Below are 14,283 nucleotides of genomic sequence, written 5' to 3' on the forward strand. Positions count from 1 at the left end.
CCCGGCAGCCTGCACTGATATCCGAAAACAGTTTGCTTCACACCACCTTTCGTGAAAGGTCGCACCGTCATGCGCATCCTCGCCCCCCGCCCCGATATCCCCAACCCGGCACCCTCGAGCGCACCGGCACCCAGGCCGACCCCGCCGTCGCTCACGCAGTGGCCGGGATCGCAGATCATGTCCGATCCGATCACCGCACGTGTGCTGTTCTCGGTGTGGTCGGGTGATCCCGCCGTCGTCGTCCCGTCGCCACCCGGCGCGGGTAAAACTCGACTGGTCGCCCTTCTCGCGGCAGCACTGGCACACCGTGCGGATCTGCGTGTCGGCATCGCGGCCCAGACCCGCGAACAGGCAGTGGAGATTGCGCGGCGCCTCGGCACCCTCACCGATCGCGCCGCACTGATGTGGAAAGCGAAACCGTCGAAACCCGACAGCGGCGAGACGCCAGCGGTGTCGGGGCAGAAGGTGCGGTGGCCCGGTGAGGTGGGCGCGATCCTGATCGGCACGACCGCCCGATGGCTGTTCGCCGACCCTGAGAAAGTCAGTGCCGACGTGCTCGTGGTCGACGAATCGTGGCAATGCACCTACGCCGATCTGGGCGCACTTGGCGCCATGGCCAGGCAGGTGGTCTGTGTGGGCGATCTCGGTCAGATCGATCCGGTGGTGACCGGCGACGTGTCTCGATGGGACGGCAGCGATACCGCCCCGAACCTGCCGGGACCGATCGCGCTGCAAGCCGCACACGGCGACGCGGTGGGCGTGGTTCGGCTGCGCCACACCTGGCGGCTCGGACCCGGCACCACCGCCCTGATTCAACCGTTGTTCTACCCCGACCTGCCGTTTACCTCCCGCCGACCACCGGAGCACCTGACCGACGCGGGCGGAGTCGTGCTGCCCGAGCTGGCGCACCGTTCGGTCACGGTCTCCGGTGGCTCGTCCGATCCGGCGCTGGTGACCGCGTGCGCACAGCGGGCGCGGGAGCTGGCGGGCGCGGAGCTGGTCACCGCCGAGGATCAGCGACCTATGAGCGCCGCTGATATCGCGGTGGTGGTTCCCCACGTGACGCAGGCGGCGGCGATCCGTGCCCTCCTGTCTGATCACCCGGACGTGCTGGTCGGCACCGCGAATTCACTGCAAGGGCTCGAGCGTGCCGCTGTGGTGGTGTTGCATCCGCTGGCCGGATACCGCACCGCCGAGCAATTCAGCCTGGATCTGGGCCGCGCCTGCGTGATGCTCTCCCGCCACCGCGCCCACATGAGCGTCGTCATCGATGACGCGAGCGCCGAGGTACTCGCCTACACCGAACCCTCGACCGCGCACGCCGCCAATACCGCCCTGTTGGCCGCGCTGCACCGCACTCCCGCTGTGTAGCAACCTCAAAATGAAAGGGATTTGGGCAATGTCCGATGAAATCATGACCGAGTTCCGCGCAGAACGGCTGCCGGACGTCGACTCGCCAGCCCAGCTGGCAGCCGCATTCGCGGGGACGACCCGACCGAACTTCACCTACGAGTACGACGAGGGTTCTCAGGTCCACGACAACGGCGTCCGCGCGCTGCGGGCAGGGGATGGGCTGATCAGCTACGCGCATCTGCACTACCGATCAGGAGGAGGCCATGACGGTCTTCGGGGACTTCCTCGGTGATCTGCACCATCTGGCCGACGTGATGGGCGTCGACTGGGACGAAGCGCAGCGAAGGGGAGCGGTCCACTACACCGCCGAGTTGTACGGCGCGGACTAAAGGGAACTGACGGCCCGGCGGTCCCACGGACCCGTTCGGCCGGCAGTCCCCGGCACCGGATGCGCCGGGGCCGGTACTTCCCGATTCCCATGGGGCCATCACACGTATCGACCGCTCTGATTCACGCGTGTCACTCTGCGTGCCGACCTGCGTTTCATTCCGCGTGTCGACCTGCGTGTGAAAATGCGTGCAGACACGCGAGTAAAGATGCGTGTGATTCAGCGAGTACTTCTCTAGCATGATGCCGAAGGTCCCGGAAATACGCGGCCGTAGGCGGGTTGGTCAGTGGCCGCCCCGGAGTGCAGCAGAGGAGCGAGGCATGGTGCAGACCGGAAAGCGGAAGGGCGCTCGCCAGCGTCCGACTGGGGTGGGGAACGGACGTGCAGTGCGATCGCCGGATGAAGTTCTCAGCGCAGGAGGAGATTCCGACGCGATGGCACCGACCGTGGGGGCGGCAGCGAAGCTGGAACCGCGGAGGGGGCCGACCAAAGTGCAACTCAATACCCGGGTTCTGGCCTCGACGGAGGCGCGGTTGAACTGGCTGGTGAAGAACCGCAACTTCTCGGTGACCAGCGTGGTTGACGTGGCACTGCAGGAGTTGTTCGACCGCCACCACGTACCGCCGGCGGACGTCGAGGGCCGGATCGTGGAGCAGTAAACGTGACCCGTCCGTGGGAGCAGATTGCACTGTTCGGCCTGCACGAGCCAGCACCTCCCGCACCCGCCCCGGAGCCTGGCGACGATGCCACCGAAATCGCACCGGAGGAAACAGCTCCAGCGCAAATAGCTTCGGCGGAACCGCCGGCACCCGCCACTGACGCGGATCTGCTGAATGCATCGGCGACCGAGCCGGCGCCACCACCACACGCACCGGTATGGGAGACATTGCCCGCAGGAGAAGAAGCCGATGGCCATGCGTTGATCGTGACCGCCGACGGGACGTACACACCCTCCGGGCGGGAGCTGACCGGGCCGGTCGACTCGGTCGAGAAGCTGGACAAACTGATCCGCTGGGCCTCGCTGACACCGTTGGGAGCCCCCGCGCAGATCTGGGTCGTCGGACAGGCCGCATGTGAACTGCTCGGGTGGATCATCGACCCGGGCAGTGAAGACGACGTCGACGACATGGAGGCCCTTCGCAACCGCGCCGCCCAGGAACTGACTGCCGTCCTCCACGCCGCCCTCACCCCGATGCTGACCGCGGGCTGGGAGTTGCGCGGCGACCCGGGGCACGTGGTGCATCTGTCCCGCTCGATCGGGAATTTCACCTCCATGGTCGATGTGGTGATCGAGCCGTACGTGTGGACGTACTGGAACAAGGACTTCGGTTGGCACAACCGGGTCGGTGACATGGGCATCCTCGGCTCACCGACGGCCGGAACGTATCTCCCGGACGACGACCTCCCGGCGGCACGGGAGCTCGGTCGCCGGTTGGCCTGGTGCGCCAAGTACCTTGGGGTGCTCCCGGGGCCGACGCCCGCGCGGACCGGCGCCGCCCTCGTCGACAAGATAAAGCGTGAACGCACCCGCAGCGGCAAAGGCATCGTCGTCACCACACCCGGTTCGGTCCCACCGCTGGACGGTCCGCCGCGGGGAGATCTCGAACCCGCCGTCGGTTGGACCCGCGTCCCCGACGCGCAGGATTTGGACGGGACGAGCCGGTTGGTTTCGATCGACCAACGCGCCGCCTACCTCGCCTCCGCGGGCATGCTCGAATTCGGCTACGGGCAGCCGACACTCCTGACTGGTGACACTGCTGCGGCTGTGGCGGTGGGGGAGAAGGGTGCCCCGTTCGGGCTGTGGCGGATCACCCTGCCGCCCGGGCAGACACTGTCGCTTCCCGAGAAGCTACCTCTGCCGCACCCCCACATGCTGGCGGACCAACCGGTCCAGACCTGGGTGACCACGGTGAGCCTCGACGGGTTGTGCTCACCGGTCGCTGATGGGGGGATCGGTGCCGATCTCGACGACCTCGACATCGCCGAGGCCTGGGTCTACCCGCAGCAGGGCCGCGCCCTGGACAAGTGGGCGAAGATCCTGCGCGAGGCCCGCAAGGCCGCGGTGGACACCGACGACGCGGCGGCGAAACGGTTTCTCGGCACCTGCTACAAGGGCTACATCGGGCGAATGGTGAACCCGGACATGTGGACTGCGAAGCAGATGCAACATCACCACCAACCGCTCTGGCGTGCGTCGATTATCGCGCACTGCCGGTGGCGCGGCCGCCGGGTGGCGATGCGGATTGCCCGCGAGCACGGCCGCTGGCCGGTCCGCACCGTCACCGACTCCTGGGTGTACCTCCTCTCAGGCGGTGAGGACATCGCCGACGCAAGCGAGGCACTAGGGCGTGTCTCCCAATGATTTGGGGTGTTGTGCTGCAGACTCTTCGCTGTGGCAGACGTTGTTAATCGGTTTGAGGTGTTGACGGACAAGCAGTGGGAGTTGCTTGCGCTGCTGTTGCCCAGTTCGGATGGGCTGCGGGGGCGGAAGTTCCAGAACAGCCGGCTCGTGGTGGAGGGGATGCTCTACCGGCTGCGTACCGGGCTCCCGTGGCGGGATCTACCTGCGCATTTCGGCCCCTGGAAGACGGTGTGGAAACGGCACCGACGCTACGCCGGGGATGGAACGTGGGATCGGGTACTCATAGCCCTGGCCGCGATGGCCGATGCCGGTGGCGACCTGGATTGGGCGGTGTCGGTGGATTCCACCGTGGTGCGGGTGCACCAGCACGGCGCCAACGCCGCGCGTGACACAGGGGGATCTACCGAATTACACGAATCTGCTTGACGAACCGGTCGATCACGGCATCGGCCGGTCCCGCGGCGGGCTGACCTGCAAAGTCCACCTGGCATGCGATGGCGACGGACGTCCCTTGTCGGTGCTGGTGGGTCCTGGCCAGGCAGGCGACAGCCCGATGTTCGGCCCGCTCCTGGAGGGCATCTGCGTGCCGCGCATCGGTGGCGGCGCACCCCGCACGCGCCCGGACGAGGTCCGTGCCGACAAGGCGTACACATCCAAGGCCAATCGAGAACTGCTACGCAGCAAGGGCATCAAGGCGGTCATTCCCGAGAAGTCCGATCAGGTGGCCAACCGCAAGAACAAGGGCAGCGCGGGCGGTCGGCCACCGAACTTCGATGCCGAGTCGTACAAGGGCCGCAACGTAGTGGAAAGGGCCTTCAACAAGGCAAAACAGTGGCGAGCGGTGGCAACCCGGTATGACAAGCTTGCGCTGACTTACCGGGCTGGATTCCTTCTCGCCGGCATCGTCGAATGGCTCAAACTATTGGGAGACATGCCCTAGGGAAGATGTCGGTCGAGAAGGACGTGGTCCTCACCGACACACTCCTGTCCGCCTTCACTTCGGCCCAGGACGTACACGAGGTGAACCTCGCGATCAAGGCGGCATTCGCCGACAACGAGGACGCCGACGACGACGAAGGGGAGGGGGTGCTCTGATGGCCCTGCATCTTCCGAAGCCACGCACCAAGAAGCCAGCACAGGAGGCGGTCGCCCTCGACGGCCTCAAGGTCTCCGTCGCCAACGCCGCGACCAGCGGCGTCGAAAAATCAAAACAGGTCAAGAGCGGGGGACTGGCCGGCCTGACCAGCAAGGTCTCGGTCAAGCAATTACGCAAAGAGCTCGGCAACGAGGGACTACGGCAGGCGGCAATCGATGCCGGCCGCACACCCCCATCGGCTCGCACGTTGCGCCGATGGGCGCAACAAGGCCGGATCCCACACGCCGACGTCCTCGAGCGAGCCCAACGCCGTGCCGCGATCGAACGTCTCGGCGGCGTCGATGCCGTGGCCGCGAAGATCGGCCGGTCCCGCTCCGCGGTCTCGCGGTATCGGTCCGGGGAAACGAACGAGTTGCGTGCGGACGCGAGCAAGAAGCTCAAGAACGTCAAGGCGCAGGACATCATGAAACGCGCCGGAGTGTTGCGCCCAGACGGAACACCGAAGAAGGCCGTCATCCGGGTCAAGGGCGGCGTCATGGTCCGCAACGGCGCCGACGAGGGCTACGACTACCGGGTCCGCACACTGGATTTCGCGAACTCGGACACACCGTTCACCAGTGAGGAGTCCCGCGAACTGGCCGCCGCACTGGCCAACGACGACCACGCCCGCGTGGTCGCCCTGCTGGAACGGCACGCCACCCTCGACTACCCCGAGAACAAGGGCTTCGACAAGTACAGCGATCAATTCGGATTCCACTTCGACCACATCGACTCCGTCCACATCGACTGGATCTAACAAGTTCTCCACTTACCTCGGCTGGGCGCCGGAGCAATCCACAGGGCTGCTAGATATTTTCGGACGCTGTGTCCCTCACCTCGATGTGGGCGTGGCCGGCCCGGACAGCGGTCTGCCCACCAAAGCGGGTCAACAACCACTGTCCGCCGGATAGAGGGGCGAGCGCCCATTGGCGTCCGTAGACAAAGGCGGTGGGATGTCTATCCGACAGGCTGTGCTGATATTCGTGGCCCCCGTGGGCGTGGGCCGGGGGAGACCCCGAGGACAGCAAGTGGCCGCCGCTCGTCGTCGGGCAATGCGTTGGCTCGCCACTTCTTCACCGCCCGGTAGAGCCACTGGCCTACCTGCTCACCGTCGGCGGTGACATAGTTCGCGGGAACGAGTGCGTCGCCGTGCTCTTCGCGGTACGCGGCAATTTCGGTAAGCATCCGTCGCCGCTTGCCGTCGGCCGGTGACACGGCAGGAAGTGGAAGATCGTCATCACTCCACACGAACCCGATCGCATCGAGTTGCGCAATGCGTTGGGGCGGAAGGGTGCCGAGCATACGGGCAACCCGCTGGCGGTCCTGCCAAAGTCCCAGTCGAAAACCGCATTCGGTGACATAATCGACGGGCACCACGATTCGGGGGTGATGGCGGCGAAACGCGGCGTAGAGTTGCAGAGGTGAGGCCGAGGACCGGTTTGCTCGCATCGAGATCACATCCTTGTGAAAGCCGTCAAGCGTTGCCTGAATAGTCATTAACTCAAGTATGTCAACCAGTTTGACGATCTGTCACGGAAGTCGACACGTGTTGGGTTGCAACTTGTGCACAGGTAGTGAGAGCCGGTGGAACTCACAAGCTGATCGCCAGCGCGAAGAATCTTTCCATGCTCGCGCACCGGCACGCCAAGGTCCTTGGCTTGGCGGTACATGGAAGCGCTCCCGTGTCCTGGCGTTGGCCTGATCACTCCAGCCTGTGCCCGCGGCGATGTCGGTACGTCGTCGAGGCGGGGACATGTCGTTCACGGGTCAAGCCTGAGACATACGGATCGGTTTACAGGTTCCAGAGTCGGAGCAGCGCGGCCCGCAGGCGAGCGGAGACGATGCGGTGGTCGGTGCGCAGTCGAGGATTGGGGTGCCCGACCTCGGCGAGCCATACTTCCGCGTCGGTCACCGCGAGCGGCTCCAGGTCGACTCGGGTACGCAGCTGGTACGCCACCGCTTTACGGGTGTGCGGGATCGCGATCGGGTCGGAGTCCACGACCGCGGGCGGGTAGAGCCATTCGTTGTCGGCGGTGACCTGGAGCAGGACAAACCCGCTGTAGCCGCCTGCGGCCGGGGGTGTCGATGCGGAACCATTCGAGCTGGTACTTCGCCGCCGGCCCCGCAGACGTACGGCGGCGGCTGGTGTGGGCCGCGCGCTCGTGTTCTTCCGCGGCGCCGGGTTGGTAGTCGGTGATGTGCCACAGGAACATCCGGGTCACCGGGGTGGGCAGGAACTCGGGTTCGGCGCGCGCCCGGCCACCGATTCCTGGTAGGGGGACGCCCCGGCCGATCTGCCAGATGGCGGTGGCGTTGTCGAGGAACACCTGGTCGACCTCGGTGATCTCGTCGATCCCGTCGACGAACTCCCTGACGGCGGCGACAACGTCGGGATCGTCGGTGATGACCACGGCCTCATCGGCGATGGTGGAGCTGTACGACGCGCTGGCGGAGCCGATGACCGCCCGCCTACTGGTGGCGACTACACCTGTGTGCAGGTTCGGCGACGACAACACCCTCACACCGGCGGCCACGTAGTACGCGAGCGCGAACGGGGAGGTGGCGTGCGCGCGCACCGCGGCCCTCGAGGCGTTGACGACGAGGACGTCACCGGCACGCAGCGGCAGCAGGTCGGGGGCGTCCTCGCCGAGGTAAGCGATCGCGGCATGCCGAGGTCCCCGCGTTCTGATGGCGCGAGTGATGTGCGGCCACGGGCTCGGACCGTGGAAGGTGGTCCCCATACCCAAAGAGGTTAGCGGGGATGAGCGCTGCCGCCGGTGGACCCGATTGACCCGCCGAACCAGCAAGGCGCCATCTCCCTAGTGAGGTGCGGGTGACTGCTGTAGAAGGACATTTCCGCAGCGTTATCCGGGGTCATTCCTCGGCCGACACACTTTGACTCTGCAGAGTCCTATAAGAGTGCTGGCAACGAGTGCGATATCCGACTCGGCGCGTGAGTACAGAAGTTTCAGGCGGTGGGCTGGCGACGAATGAAGTCGGCCATTCCCGGGACGGTGAACGCGATGCGACCGTGTTCGGGGGACCAGATGAGCCCCTTCTTGATGGCCGAATCACGAACATCACTGACCGCGGTCGTCGCCACCCCCATGGCCGCGGCGACCTTCCCGGACCGGGGAGTGGGTTCCCCGGTTTCGGCGATGGCGCGCAGGTACCGGCGCTCCCGGTCGGTGGCTCGGGTCCACCGGGACGGAAAGAACCCGTCATCGAGTGCTCGACGGCCCTCCTCGACCGCGCTGTGGGCGTCCTCGGCATCGAAGGGGGAGGCGGGGGCGGTGTGCCAGATCGCCTTGCCGAACTCTTGCAGGAAGTACACGCATCCCCCGAGTTGCTCCCCTCGCCGCACAGCGATTGAGCAGCCACCGGGAAGGAACACTGTCATGACCGTACTCGCCCCGACCCTCCAAGCATTCTTCACCGATCGGCTTACCCACCAACTCGGCGCCAGTGAACACACCACTGCCGCGTACCGCGACACATGGCGACTGCTGCTCGCATTCACCGCCGAGCGGCTGGGTGCCGCGCCTACCGCGCTGGACATCGCCGACCTCGACGCCCCGCATAGCAGCGCATTCCTGTCCCACCTGGAACGCGAACGCGGCAACAGCATCCGTACTCGAAACATGCGGTTGGCGGCAATCCATTCGACGTTCACCTTCGCCGCGCTGCGTCAGCCAGAACACGTCGAGCTCATCGCGCGCGTGTTGGCGATACCGCCCAAACGCTACGAGCGCAGCCAACTCACCTTCCTCACCCCGCCCCAAGTGGCCGCGCTTCTCGCGGCACCTGACCGCACGAGCTGGACAGGCAGACGCGATCACGCCCTGATACAGCTCGCGCTCACCACCGGACTGAGAGCTTCGGAAATCACAGGCCTCACCCGAGGAGACCTGCACCTCGGCGCCGGGGCGCACCTACGGTGTCACGGCAAAGGCCGCAAAGACCGGACCACCCCGCTGACCACCGAAACCATCGACGTCCTGCACGCATAGATGAGCGACCGCGACTCCGGGACACCAACGACCACACCACTGTTTCCCAACCGCACCGGCACCCGCATGAGCCGCGACGCTCTCGCCGCACGCATCGCACTACACGCCGCCGCCGCCGCGAACGCCTGCACATCGCTCACCAGCAAGAAGGTCACACCCCACGTCCTCAGACACACAGCGGCAATGCGCCTGCTCCACGCCGGAGTCGACCTTACAACCATCGCGCTTAGGCTCGGACACGAGCGCAGTGACACCACCCAGATCTACCTTCACGCCGACCTTACGATCAAGGAAAGAGCGATCGCCCGCACGACCCCCACAGGCACCACCGCCGCCCGATACCACCCCAACGACCCACTGATGGCCTTCCCCCAAGCGCTGTGATTATGCCGAGCCTATCGGTCAATTCCCACTCTCGCACAAGCAGAAACGGCCCACCCGCGGCATAACCACGACCTCCGCATAATCGGCGTTTTACGGCCATCCCACCATCGGCGCCGCGATCAACGCCGGCGCGGACGTCTCGGTTACCGTGCGCCTGACGACAACCATCAAGAGAGCGATCGCCTCGATCGACGAGACCGTGTGGACTCCGATCGAGTACACCGATGCCCTCTACGACGATGACACCGACACCTGGATTTCACACGCCGAGGTCGCCGAGATCCCGTTCATCGCGTTCGCCTCCCAGAAGAAAGCCCACCATCTTGCAGGGCGACTGGTGGTGCGGCGCATCCCGGACCTGCGACCGAAGAAGGACCAAGCCCAGGGCGCGTTGTTCGACATCTGGCGATTCCACGCCTTCTTCACCACCACCGACCCCGGCGCCCTCGATACCGTCGCGGTGCCGACAAAACCCATCGTCACCACGTCATCATCGAGCAGGTCCATGCGGATCTGAAGAACTCCGCACTCGCCCATCTGCCGTCGAACTCGTTTTCGGCGAACGCCGACTGGCTGGTCTGCGCGGTGATGGCGTTCAATCTCACCCGTGCCGCCGCCACCCTCACCGGCGATCCGAAGCTGACGAAAGCGACCACCACCACCGACCCCGGCGCATCATCGTCTCGGTCCCCGCGCGCATCGCGTCGTCGGCCCGACGGTTGACGCTGCACCTGCCGACCAACTGGCCGTGGGAAACAGTGTGGAACACACTGTTCGACAGAACGTTCGGCTCCAATCGCCCTCGACGCGAAAGATCAACTGGAACAACCCGACACGAGAGGCCGGGTGCTCAACCATGCCCACATACCGACCATTGCTGCACACCGAAACTCACCCCGACTGGATCAGCGAATCGGTGCATTCGGGTTAAATAACAAGCTGAGCGGAGCGCGGCCTCTCGGACTGCGTATCGGATCGTCGGACCTCAGTTTCCTACTTTCGGCAGGGGGAGCGCGATGCGCAGTTTCGAGTCGATCGTCTGGCTGAGGGCGAGGGACTGGTCGAGCAACGGGCCCAAGGCTTGAACCTTCGTATCGGCCGCGGACAGCGTGTTCACGATCTCCGCGGCCGGCGCGGCCGCCGCGTTCGCCTGATCGGTCGCGGACTGGCCGGCATCGATGATCCCGCCGAGCGGGGCGTCCGCGGACTTCAAGGCGTCCCCCAGAGACTGCAAGTGATCACCGAGCGAACCCAGAGTCTGGTCGGCTCTGGCGAGGGAGTCGAGTACCCCCACCACCTGGGGTAAACCCTCGTGGAGGGCCTGATCAGCGGGGGGCAACTGCTGCGCACCGTCCAGTGCCTGGTCGGTTGTACTGTCGACGATCTTCGCTTGTGCCACTCCGTCTTTGAAGATGTCGTTCGAGATACTCAGATCGCGCGTCACGATCAGGATGCCAGCGAGAACCGCAATGGTAAAGGACAGGGCGATCGCCCAGGAGAGCCGAAACATCAAGTTCTGCCTTTCACTCGCTCAGTGGTCGGCCACAAGCCGGTGCGGGCGGTCATGAGGGCGGTGCGGGTGCGACACCGAGGGCGGGGAGGTTCAGGTCATTGACCGGGGGGCCGATTACCGCGAGGAGGGGGCCGAACTCCTGCACGTGTGCGGCCTCTTCCCGAACGATTGCGAGGGTCGCAGAGATGGCGGAGGCTTTCGGGCCGAGCGCACCGAGGGATCCCTGGACGGTGGTCAGTCCGTGGTTGATCGCCTCCAGCTGGGTGGTCACCGATCCCACCGCAGTGGACAGTCCGGCCACCGTCGGGCTCGCGGTGTCGGCACGACCGGTCACCGTCACGATGAGGTCGGGCAGCGGCGCCGCGATCTCGCTGACGGTACTGGTGGAGGCGTTCAGTGTCTTGGCTTGACCGGAGAGTTCGCTGGCCTTGTCGGTGAGTCCTTCGAGATCGTTCGCGAGCGGCGTCAGGGTCTGGATGTCGGAGGCCAGACGCGCGTGTTTGGGGACGAGAATCCCGGTCAGGGTGTCGAATTGGCCTGCGGAATCGATCAGCTCGAGACTGAGTTTCGACGGCCGTCCCAGCGGATCGCTCACATCGCGCACGGCGGGAAAGAACCCGTTGAGGGCGCACAGAACCACCGCCGACCCCGCACCCAGCACGAGTACGATCGCGGTCCACAACTTTCTGGTGATCATCGGTTCCCTCCGGGGGCAGGAATGAAGGCGTCGGTGGCGGGAACGAGCGCGAGCTTGTTGGTCGTGCGGGTGAGTTCCGCGTTGAGCTGGTTCACCAGGTCGAGTGCCTGGGTGAGTTCGTTGTCGACGCCGGTCACGGTCGTGTTCGCGCCTGCCGATATCTGGTGCAGGGATGCCGCCGAGCCCTGCAATGTGGTGGCGACCCCCTCGAGCTGGCCGGCGATCTGTGTGTCACCTTGGCCGGCGGCGAGCAACGTGCGCGCGTTCGGCAGGAGGGCGTCGAGGTGGTCGACGTCGGTCGCGGTCGCAATGTTGAGCTGGGTCAAGACTCCTGTCAGTTCGTCGAGTTGTTTGCGGGCGGTGGCGGGCGCGGTCAGGTCCGCGCGTTGGGCGAAGAAGTCGTTGGTGAGGCGGAAGTTGTCCACGACGGTGCGCGCGCTGTGTTGCACCTGCAGCCCCTTGTGGATGGAGGCCACCACCAGTGCGAACAGGACGACGGCGATGACCGCGGCGAGGCGGCCCAGCCACTCGGTTGCCACCGAGAACCCGGTCGCGTCGGGGATTGCTGGCACCAGCACATCCGGCCGATGCGGCTTGGTGCCTTTCCGGTAGGGCAGCGCCGCCGCGGGCACATCGAATCGCTGATATTTGGTCACACCTCGGGGTGGGAACGCGTCGGGAGGTAAATCTTTGCGCTGCTGCATATCACGTCCAGTGGAAGTAGTGTCGGATCGTCGACGGTGAAAGGGTGCTCAGCCGGGAAGTGGAAGCATCTGGTTGATCGTTTTCGCCGCCTCGACCGAGACCCTCAGGTCACTCACCAGCCCCTGCACGATCACCAGCAGCTGGTTGCCTTGCTCCCCGAACGCTTCCGCGGAGGACACCAACGGGAGCACGGTGTTCTGGACCTCGCCGAGGATGGACTGGATGTTGGTGAGCTGATCGTTGGTCATCTGTGCACCCGAGGTGCTGCTGGCCAGCATCGCCGCCGCCGGGGCGATCGCCTCATCCAACTTCGTCAGCAGTGGACCGAGCGCGGAGGTGGCATCGAGCGCGGTCTGTGCCGTGTGGGTGAGCTCGGTCAGTTGCCGGAGTTGGCCGGTCACTTTGTCGTTGACGTCGACGATGTCCTGGGAAGCGGCGATGCTCGTCACGTTGGCGCGCTGCTGGTTGTCGAGGCGGGTGTTCAGGTTGAACACCACGAACGTGAGCAGCCCGAGTACACCGACCGCCACGATCGCCAGAACCATCCGGGCGGGACCGCCGCGGCGTCCGAAGAAAATCACAGAACTTCTCCTATTTTCCTGACAGGTCGTTCGCGGATTCCTCCGCGGAGACCCGGGCATCGTGCACCTTCGCCGCTGTCGAACGGGCGTCGTCGAGGATGACCCCCAACGTGGCGCTGTCGGCCGCGAGGGCCGCGGTGGCGCCGTCGACGGGAGGCTGCAACGAGTTGATGTGCGTTGTCAGTGTGTCGAGGGAGGCGACGAGGTCGGTCACGTTCGCGCCGGCCTGATCGAGCGTCGCCTGCACATCGCCGCTGATCTGACCGGTCAAGGTATGGAGCTCGGTGGTGACGGTCGCATCGGTGACGAGAACACTTGCGAGCGCGGTCTTCATCTTCTCCAGCGACGCGAACGCGGACAGAGTCACCTTCTCGTGCTCGACGATCTTGTCCAGCGCAGGGTTGTAGTTGCCGGCGGATACCACCGCCTGGTCCAGGCGGTAGGGGGTGGCGGTCAGGTTGTAGATCCGCGGGCCCAGGTAGAACACCGAGACCGGGATCAGGGCGAGCAGGAGCAACCCTCTGACGATGTTCGTGGCCTTCGACGCCCGAGGCGGTTCCCCGCCCTGCACGACGTCGTCGTCCGCATAGGGCAATTCGAACTGCATCGCCGGGTCCTCGGAGGCGTGACTGACCGGGCGGCTGCGGCCCGAGAGCGAGGTCATGGTTCGATCACCGAGACCAACGCAATGGTGCGCAGCGCGGTCACGGTGTGGGTGAGCAGACCCTTCACGACCAGCTTGCGTGTGAGGATCGCACCGAGCACCGTCATGCCCCGGCCGGTGAAGAAGCCCACCGGGATGAGCCCGCCGGCCTTCATCGGCAACTGTGACACATCCAGGATCTGATCGACGGTGGCGATGACGGTCACGGCTGGCTTCCCGACGACGTCGTTGTAGACGACCGCCTCGTCGGTACCGAACACGATCGTGCACGCGGAATCGGTATCCGTGCTGATGATGGAAACCGGCCGAGTGATCTTTCGTGCGACGGTGATTCGTGCCGGGAAGTTCTCGAGGTTTTGCCCGAGCAGCATTCCGACAATGTTGGCGACGCCATTCGCCTCCTGCCCGTCGTACTCGGATACAGGGTACGTGCCGGATTCAACAGTGGTCATGGGGGGTGGGCCTTTCAGAGCAGGGGTGACGGCGTTTCG

15 protein-coding genes and 4 pseudogenes are annotated in these 14,283 nt (G+C 65.4%); 10 read left to right on the forward strand and 9 right to left on the reverse strand.

What is annotated here, in order from left to right:
• Positions 1-69 precede the first annotated feature (69 nt).
• From RHA1_RS41190 to RHA1_RS41225, 8 genes are all read left to right on the forward strand, one after another.
• Complete coding sequence (locus RHA1_RS41190) at positions 70-1,371, forward strand: AAA family ATPase (protein WP_011599953.1); 1,302 nt, start codon at positions 70-72, stop codon at positions 1,369-1,371.
• 28 nt (positions 1,372-1,399) lie between these two features.
• Positions 1,400-1,645 carry a hypothetical protein gene (locus RHA1_RS41195; protein WP_016880403.1) on the forward strand — a complete coding sequence of 82 codons (246 nt, stop codon included), beginning with the start codon at positions 1,400-1,402 and terminating at the stop codon, positions 1,643-1,645.
• Entirely contained in the window at positions 1,617-1,742 is a 126-nt protein-coding gene (locus RHA1_RS53065; RefSeq protein ID WP_016880402.1) for a hypothetical protein, read from the forward strand. The genes RHA1_RS41195 and RHA1_RS53065 overlap by 29 nt, the downstream gene beginning before the upstream one ends.
• Before the next feature lie 238 nt (positions 1,743-1,980).
• Entirely contained in the window at positions 1,981-2,400 is a 420-nt protein-coding gene (locus tag RHA1_RS53875) for a hypothetical protein (RefSeq protein ID WP_011599956.1), read from the forward strand.
• A 2-nt stretch (positions 2,401-2,402) separates the two neighbouring features.
• A complete protein-coding gene (locus RHA1_RS41205) occupies positions 2,403-4,103 on the forward strand; it encodes a hypothetical protein (protein WP_011599957.1) in 1,701 nt (566 codons plus the stop codon).
• A gap of 30 nt (positions 4,104-4,133) precedes the next feature.
• Positions 4,134-5,043 (forward strand): IS5 family transposase gene (locus RHA1_RS41215; RefSeq protein ID WP_236603684.1). Its coding sequence is split into 2 segments (ribosomal slippage): positions 4,134-4,508 and positions 4,510-5,043, totalling 909 coding nucleotides; the frame shifts between segments, so codons are not numbered across the junction.
• 5 nt (positions 5,044-5,048) lie between these two features.
• Entirely contained in the window at positions 5,049-5,198 is a 150-nt protein-coding gene (locus RHA1_RS50045) for a hypothetical protein (RefSeq protein WP_011599959.1), read from the forward strand.
• The gene (locus RHA1_RS41225; RefSeq protein WP_011599960.1) at positions 5,198-5,995 is read left to right on the forward strand and encodes a hypothetical protein; all 798 of its coding nucleotides are present in this window, start codon (positions 5,198-5,200) and stop codon (positions 5,993-5,995) included. Before RHA1_RS50045 ends, RHA1_RS41225 begins: the two co-directional genes overlap by 1 nt.
• A 200-nt stretch (positions 5,996-6,195) precedes the next feature.
• Here RHA1_RS41225 and RHA1_RS48110 read toward each other — a convergent pair whose 3' ends face one another.
• The 3 genes and pseudogenes from RHA1_RS48110 to RHA1_RS41235 all read right to left on the reverse strand — a co-directional run.
• Positions 6,196-6,687: a helicase associated domain-containing protein gene (locus RHA1_RS48110; protein WP_029537841.1), complete on the reverse strand. Its 492-nt coding sequence runs from the start codon at positions 6,685-6,687 to the stop codon at positions 6,196-6,198.
• Positions 6,688-7,030: 343 nt separating this feature from the next.
• Positions 7,031-7,979: pseudogene (locus tag RHA1_RS41230) on the reverse strand (phospholipase D-like domain-containing protein).
• Positions 7,980-8,206: 227 nt separating this feature from the next.
• Positions 8,207-8,590 (reverse strand): annotated as a pseudogene (locus RHA1_RS41235) (DUF8462 domain-containing protein); the annotation flags it as partial.
• 46 nt (positions 8,591-8,636) lie between these two features.
• On the opposite strand from RHA1_RS41235, the pseudogene RHA1_RS52670 reads away from it, so the two are divergent.
• Together RHA1_RS52670 and RHA1_RS45140 are read left to right on the forward strand one after the other, a co-directional pair.
• Positions 8,637-9,632: pseudogene (locus RHA1_RS52670) on the forward strand (tyrosine-type recombinase/integrase).
• A gap of 82 nt (positions 9,633-9,714) precedes the next feature.
• Positions 9,715-10,435: pseudogene (locus tag RHA1_RS45140) on the forward strand (transposase); the annotation flags it as partial.
• Positions 10,436-10,617: 182 nt separating this feature from the next.
• On the opposite strand, the gene RHA1_RS41255 reads toward RHA1_RS45140, so the two are convergent.
• Genes RHA1_RS41255 through RHA1_RS41280 form a run of 6 tightly spaced genes read right to left on the reverse strand, consistent with a single transcriptional unit; the run spans position 10,618 to position 14,244 of the window.
• On the reverse strand, positions 10,618-11,142 hold the full coding sequence (locus RHA1_RS41255; RefSeq protein WP_011599968.1) for a hypothetical protein: 525 nt from the start codon (positions 11,140-11,142) through the stop codon (positions 10,618-10,620).
• Between the two features lie 52 nt (positions 11,143-11,194).
• On the reverse strand, positions 11,195-11,842 hold the full coding sequence (locus tag RHA1_RS41260; RefSeq protein WP_011599969.1) for a hypothetical protein: 648 nt from the start codon (positions 11,840-11,842) through the stop codon (positions 11,195-11,197).
• Positions 11,839-12,546, reverse strand: a complete 708-nt coding sequence (locus RHA1_RS41265; RefSeq protein ID WP_011599970.1) for a hypothetical protein — start codon at positions 12,544-12,546, stop codon at positions 11,839-11,841. Before RHA1_RS41265 ends, RHA1_RS41260 begins: the two co-directional genes overlap by 4 nt.
• Positions 12,547-12,594: 48 nt before the next feature.
• Complete coding sequence (locus tag RHA1_RS41270; protein WP_007298122.1) at positions 12,595-13,128, reverse strand: hypothetical protein; 534 nt, start codon at positions 13,126-13,128, stop codon at positions 12,595-12,597.
• Between the two features lie 10 nt (positions 13,129-13,138).
• Complete coding sequence (locus RHA1_RS41275) at positions 13,139-13,792, reverse strand: hypothetical protein (protein WP_011599971.1); 654 nt, start codon at positions 13,790-13,792, stop codon at positions 13,139-13,141.
• Positions 13,789-14,244 carry a hypothetical protein gene (locus RHA1_RS41280; RefSeq protein WP_011599972.1) on the reverse strand — a complete coding sequence of 152 codons (456 nt, stop codon included), beginning with the start codon at positions 14,242-14,244 and terminating at the stop codon, positions 13,789-13,791. The genes RHA1_RS41275 and RHA1_RS41280 overlap by 4 nt, the downstream gene beginning before the upstream one ends.
• Positions 14,245-14,283: the final 39 nt, after the last annotated feature.

The sequence above is a fragment of the Rhodococcus jostii RHA1 genome (genome assembly GCF_000014565.1).
In the GTDB taxonomy this organism is placed as follows: Bacteria; Actinomycetota; Actinomycetes; order Mycobacteriales; family Mycobacteriaceae; genus Rhodococcus_F; species Rhodococcus_F jostii_A.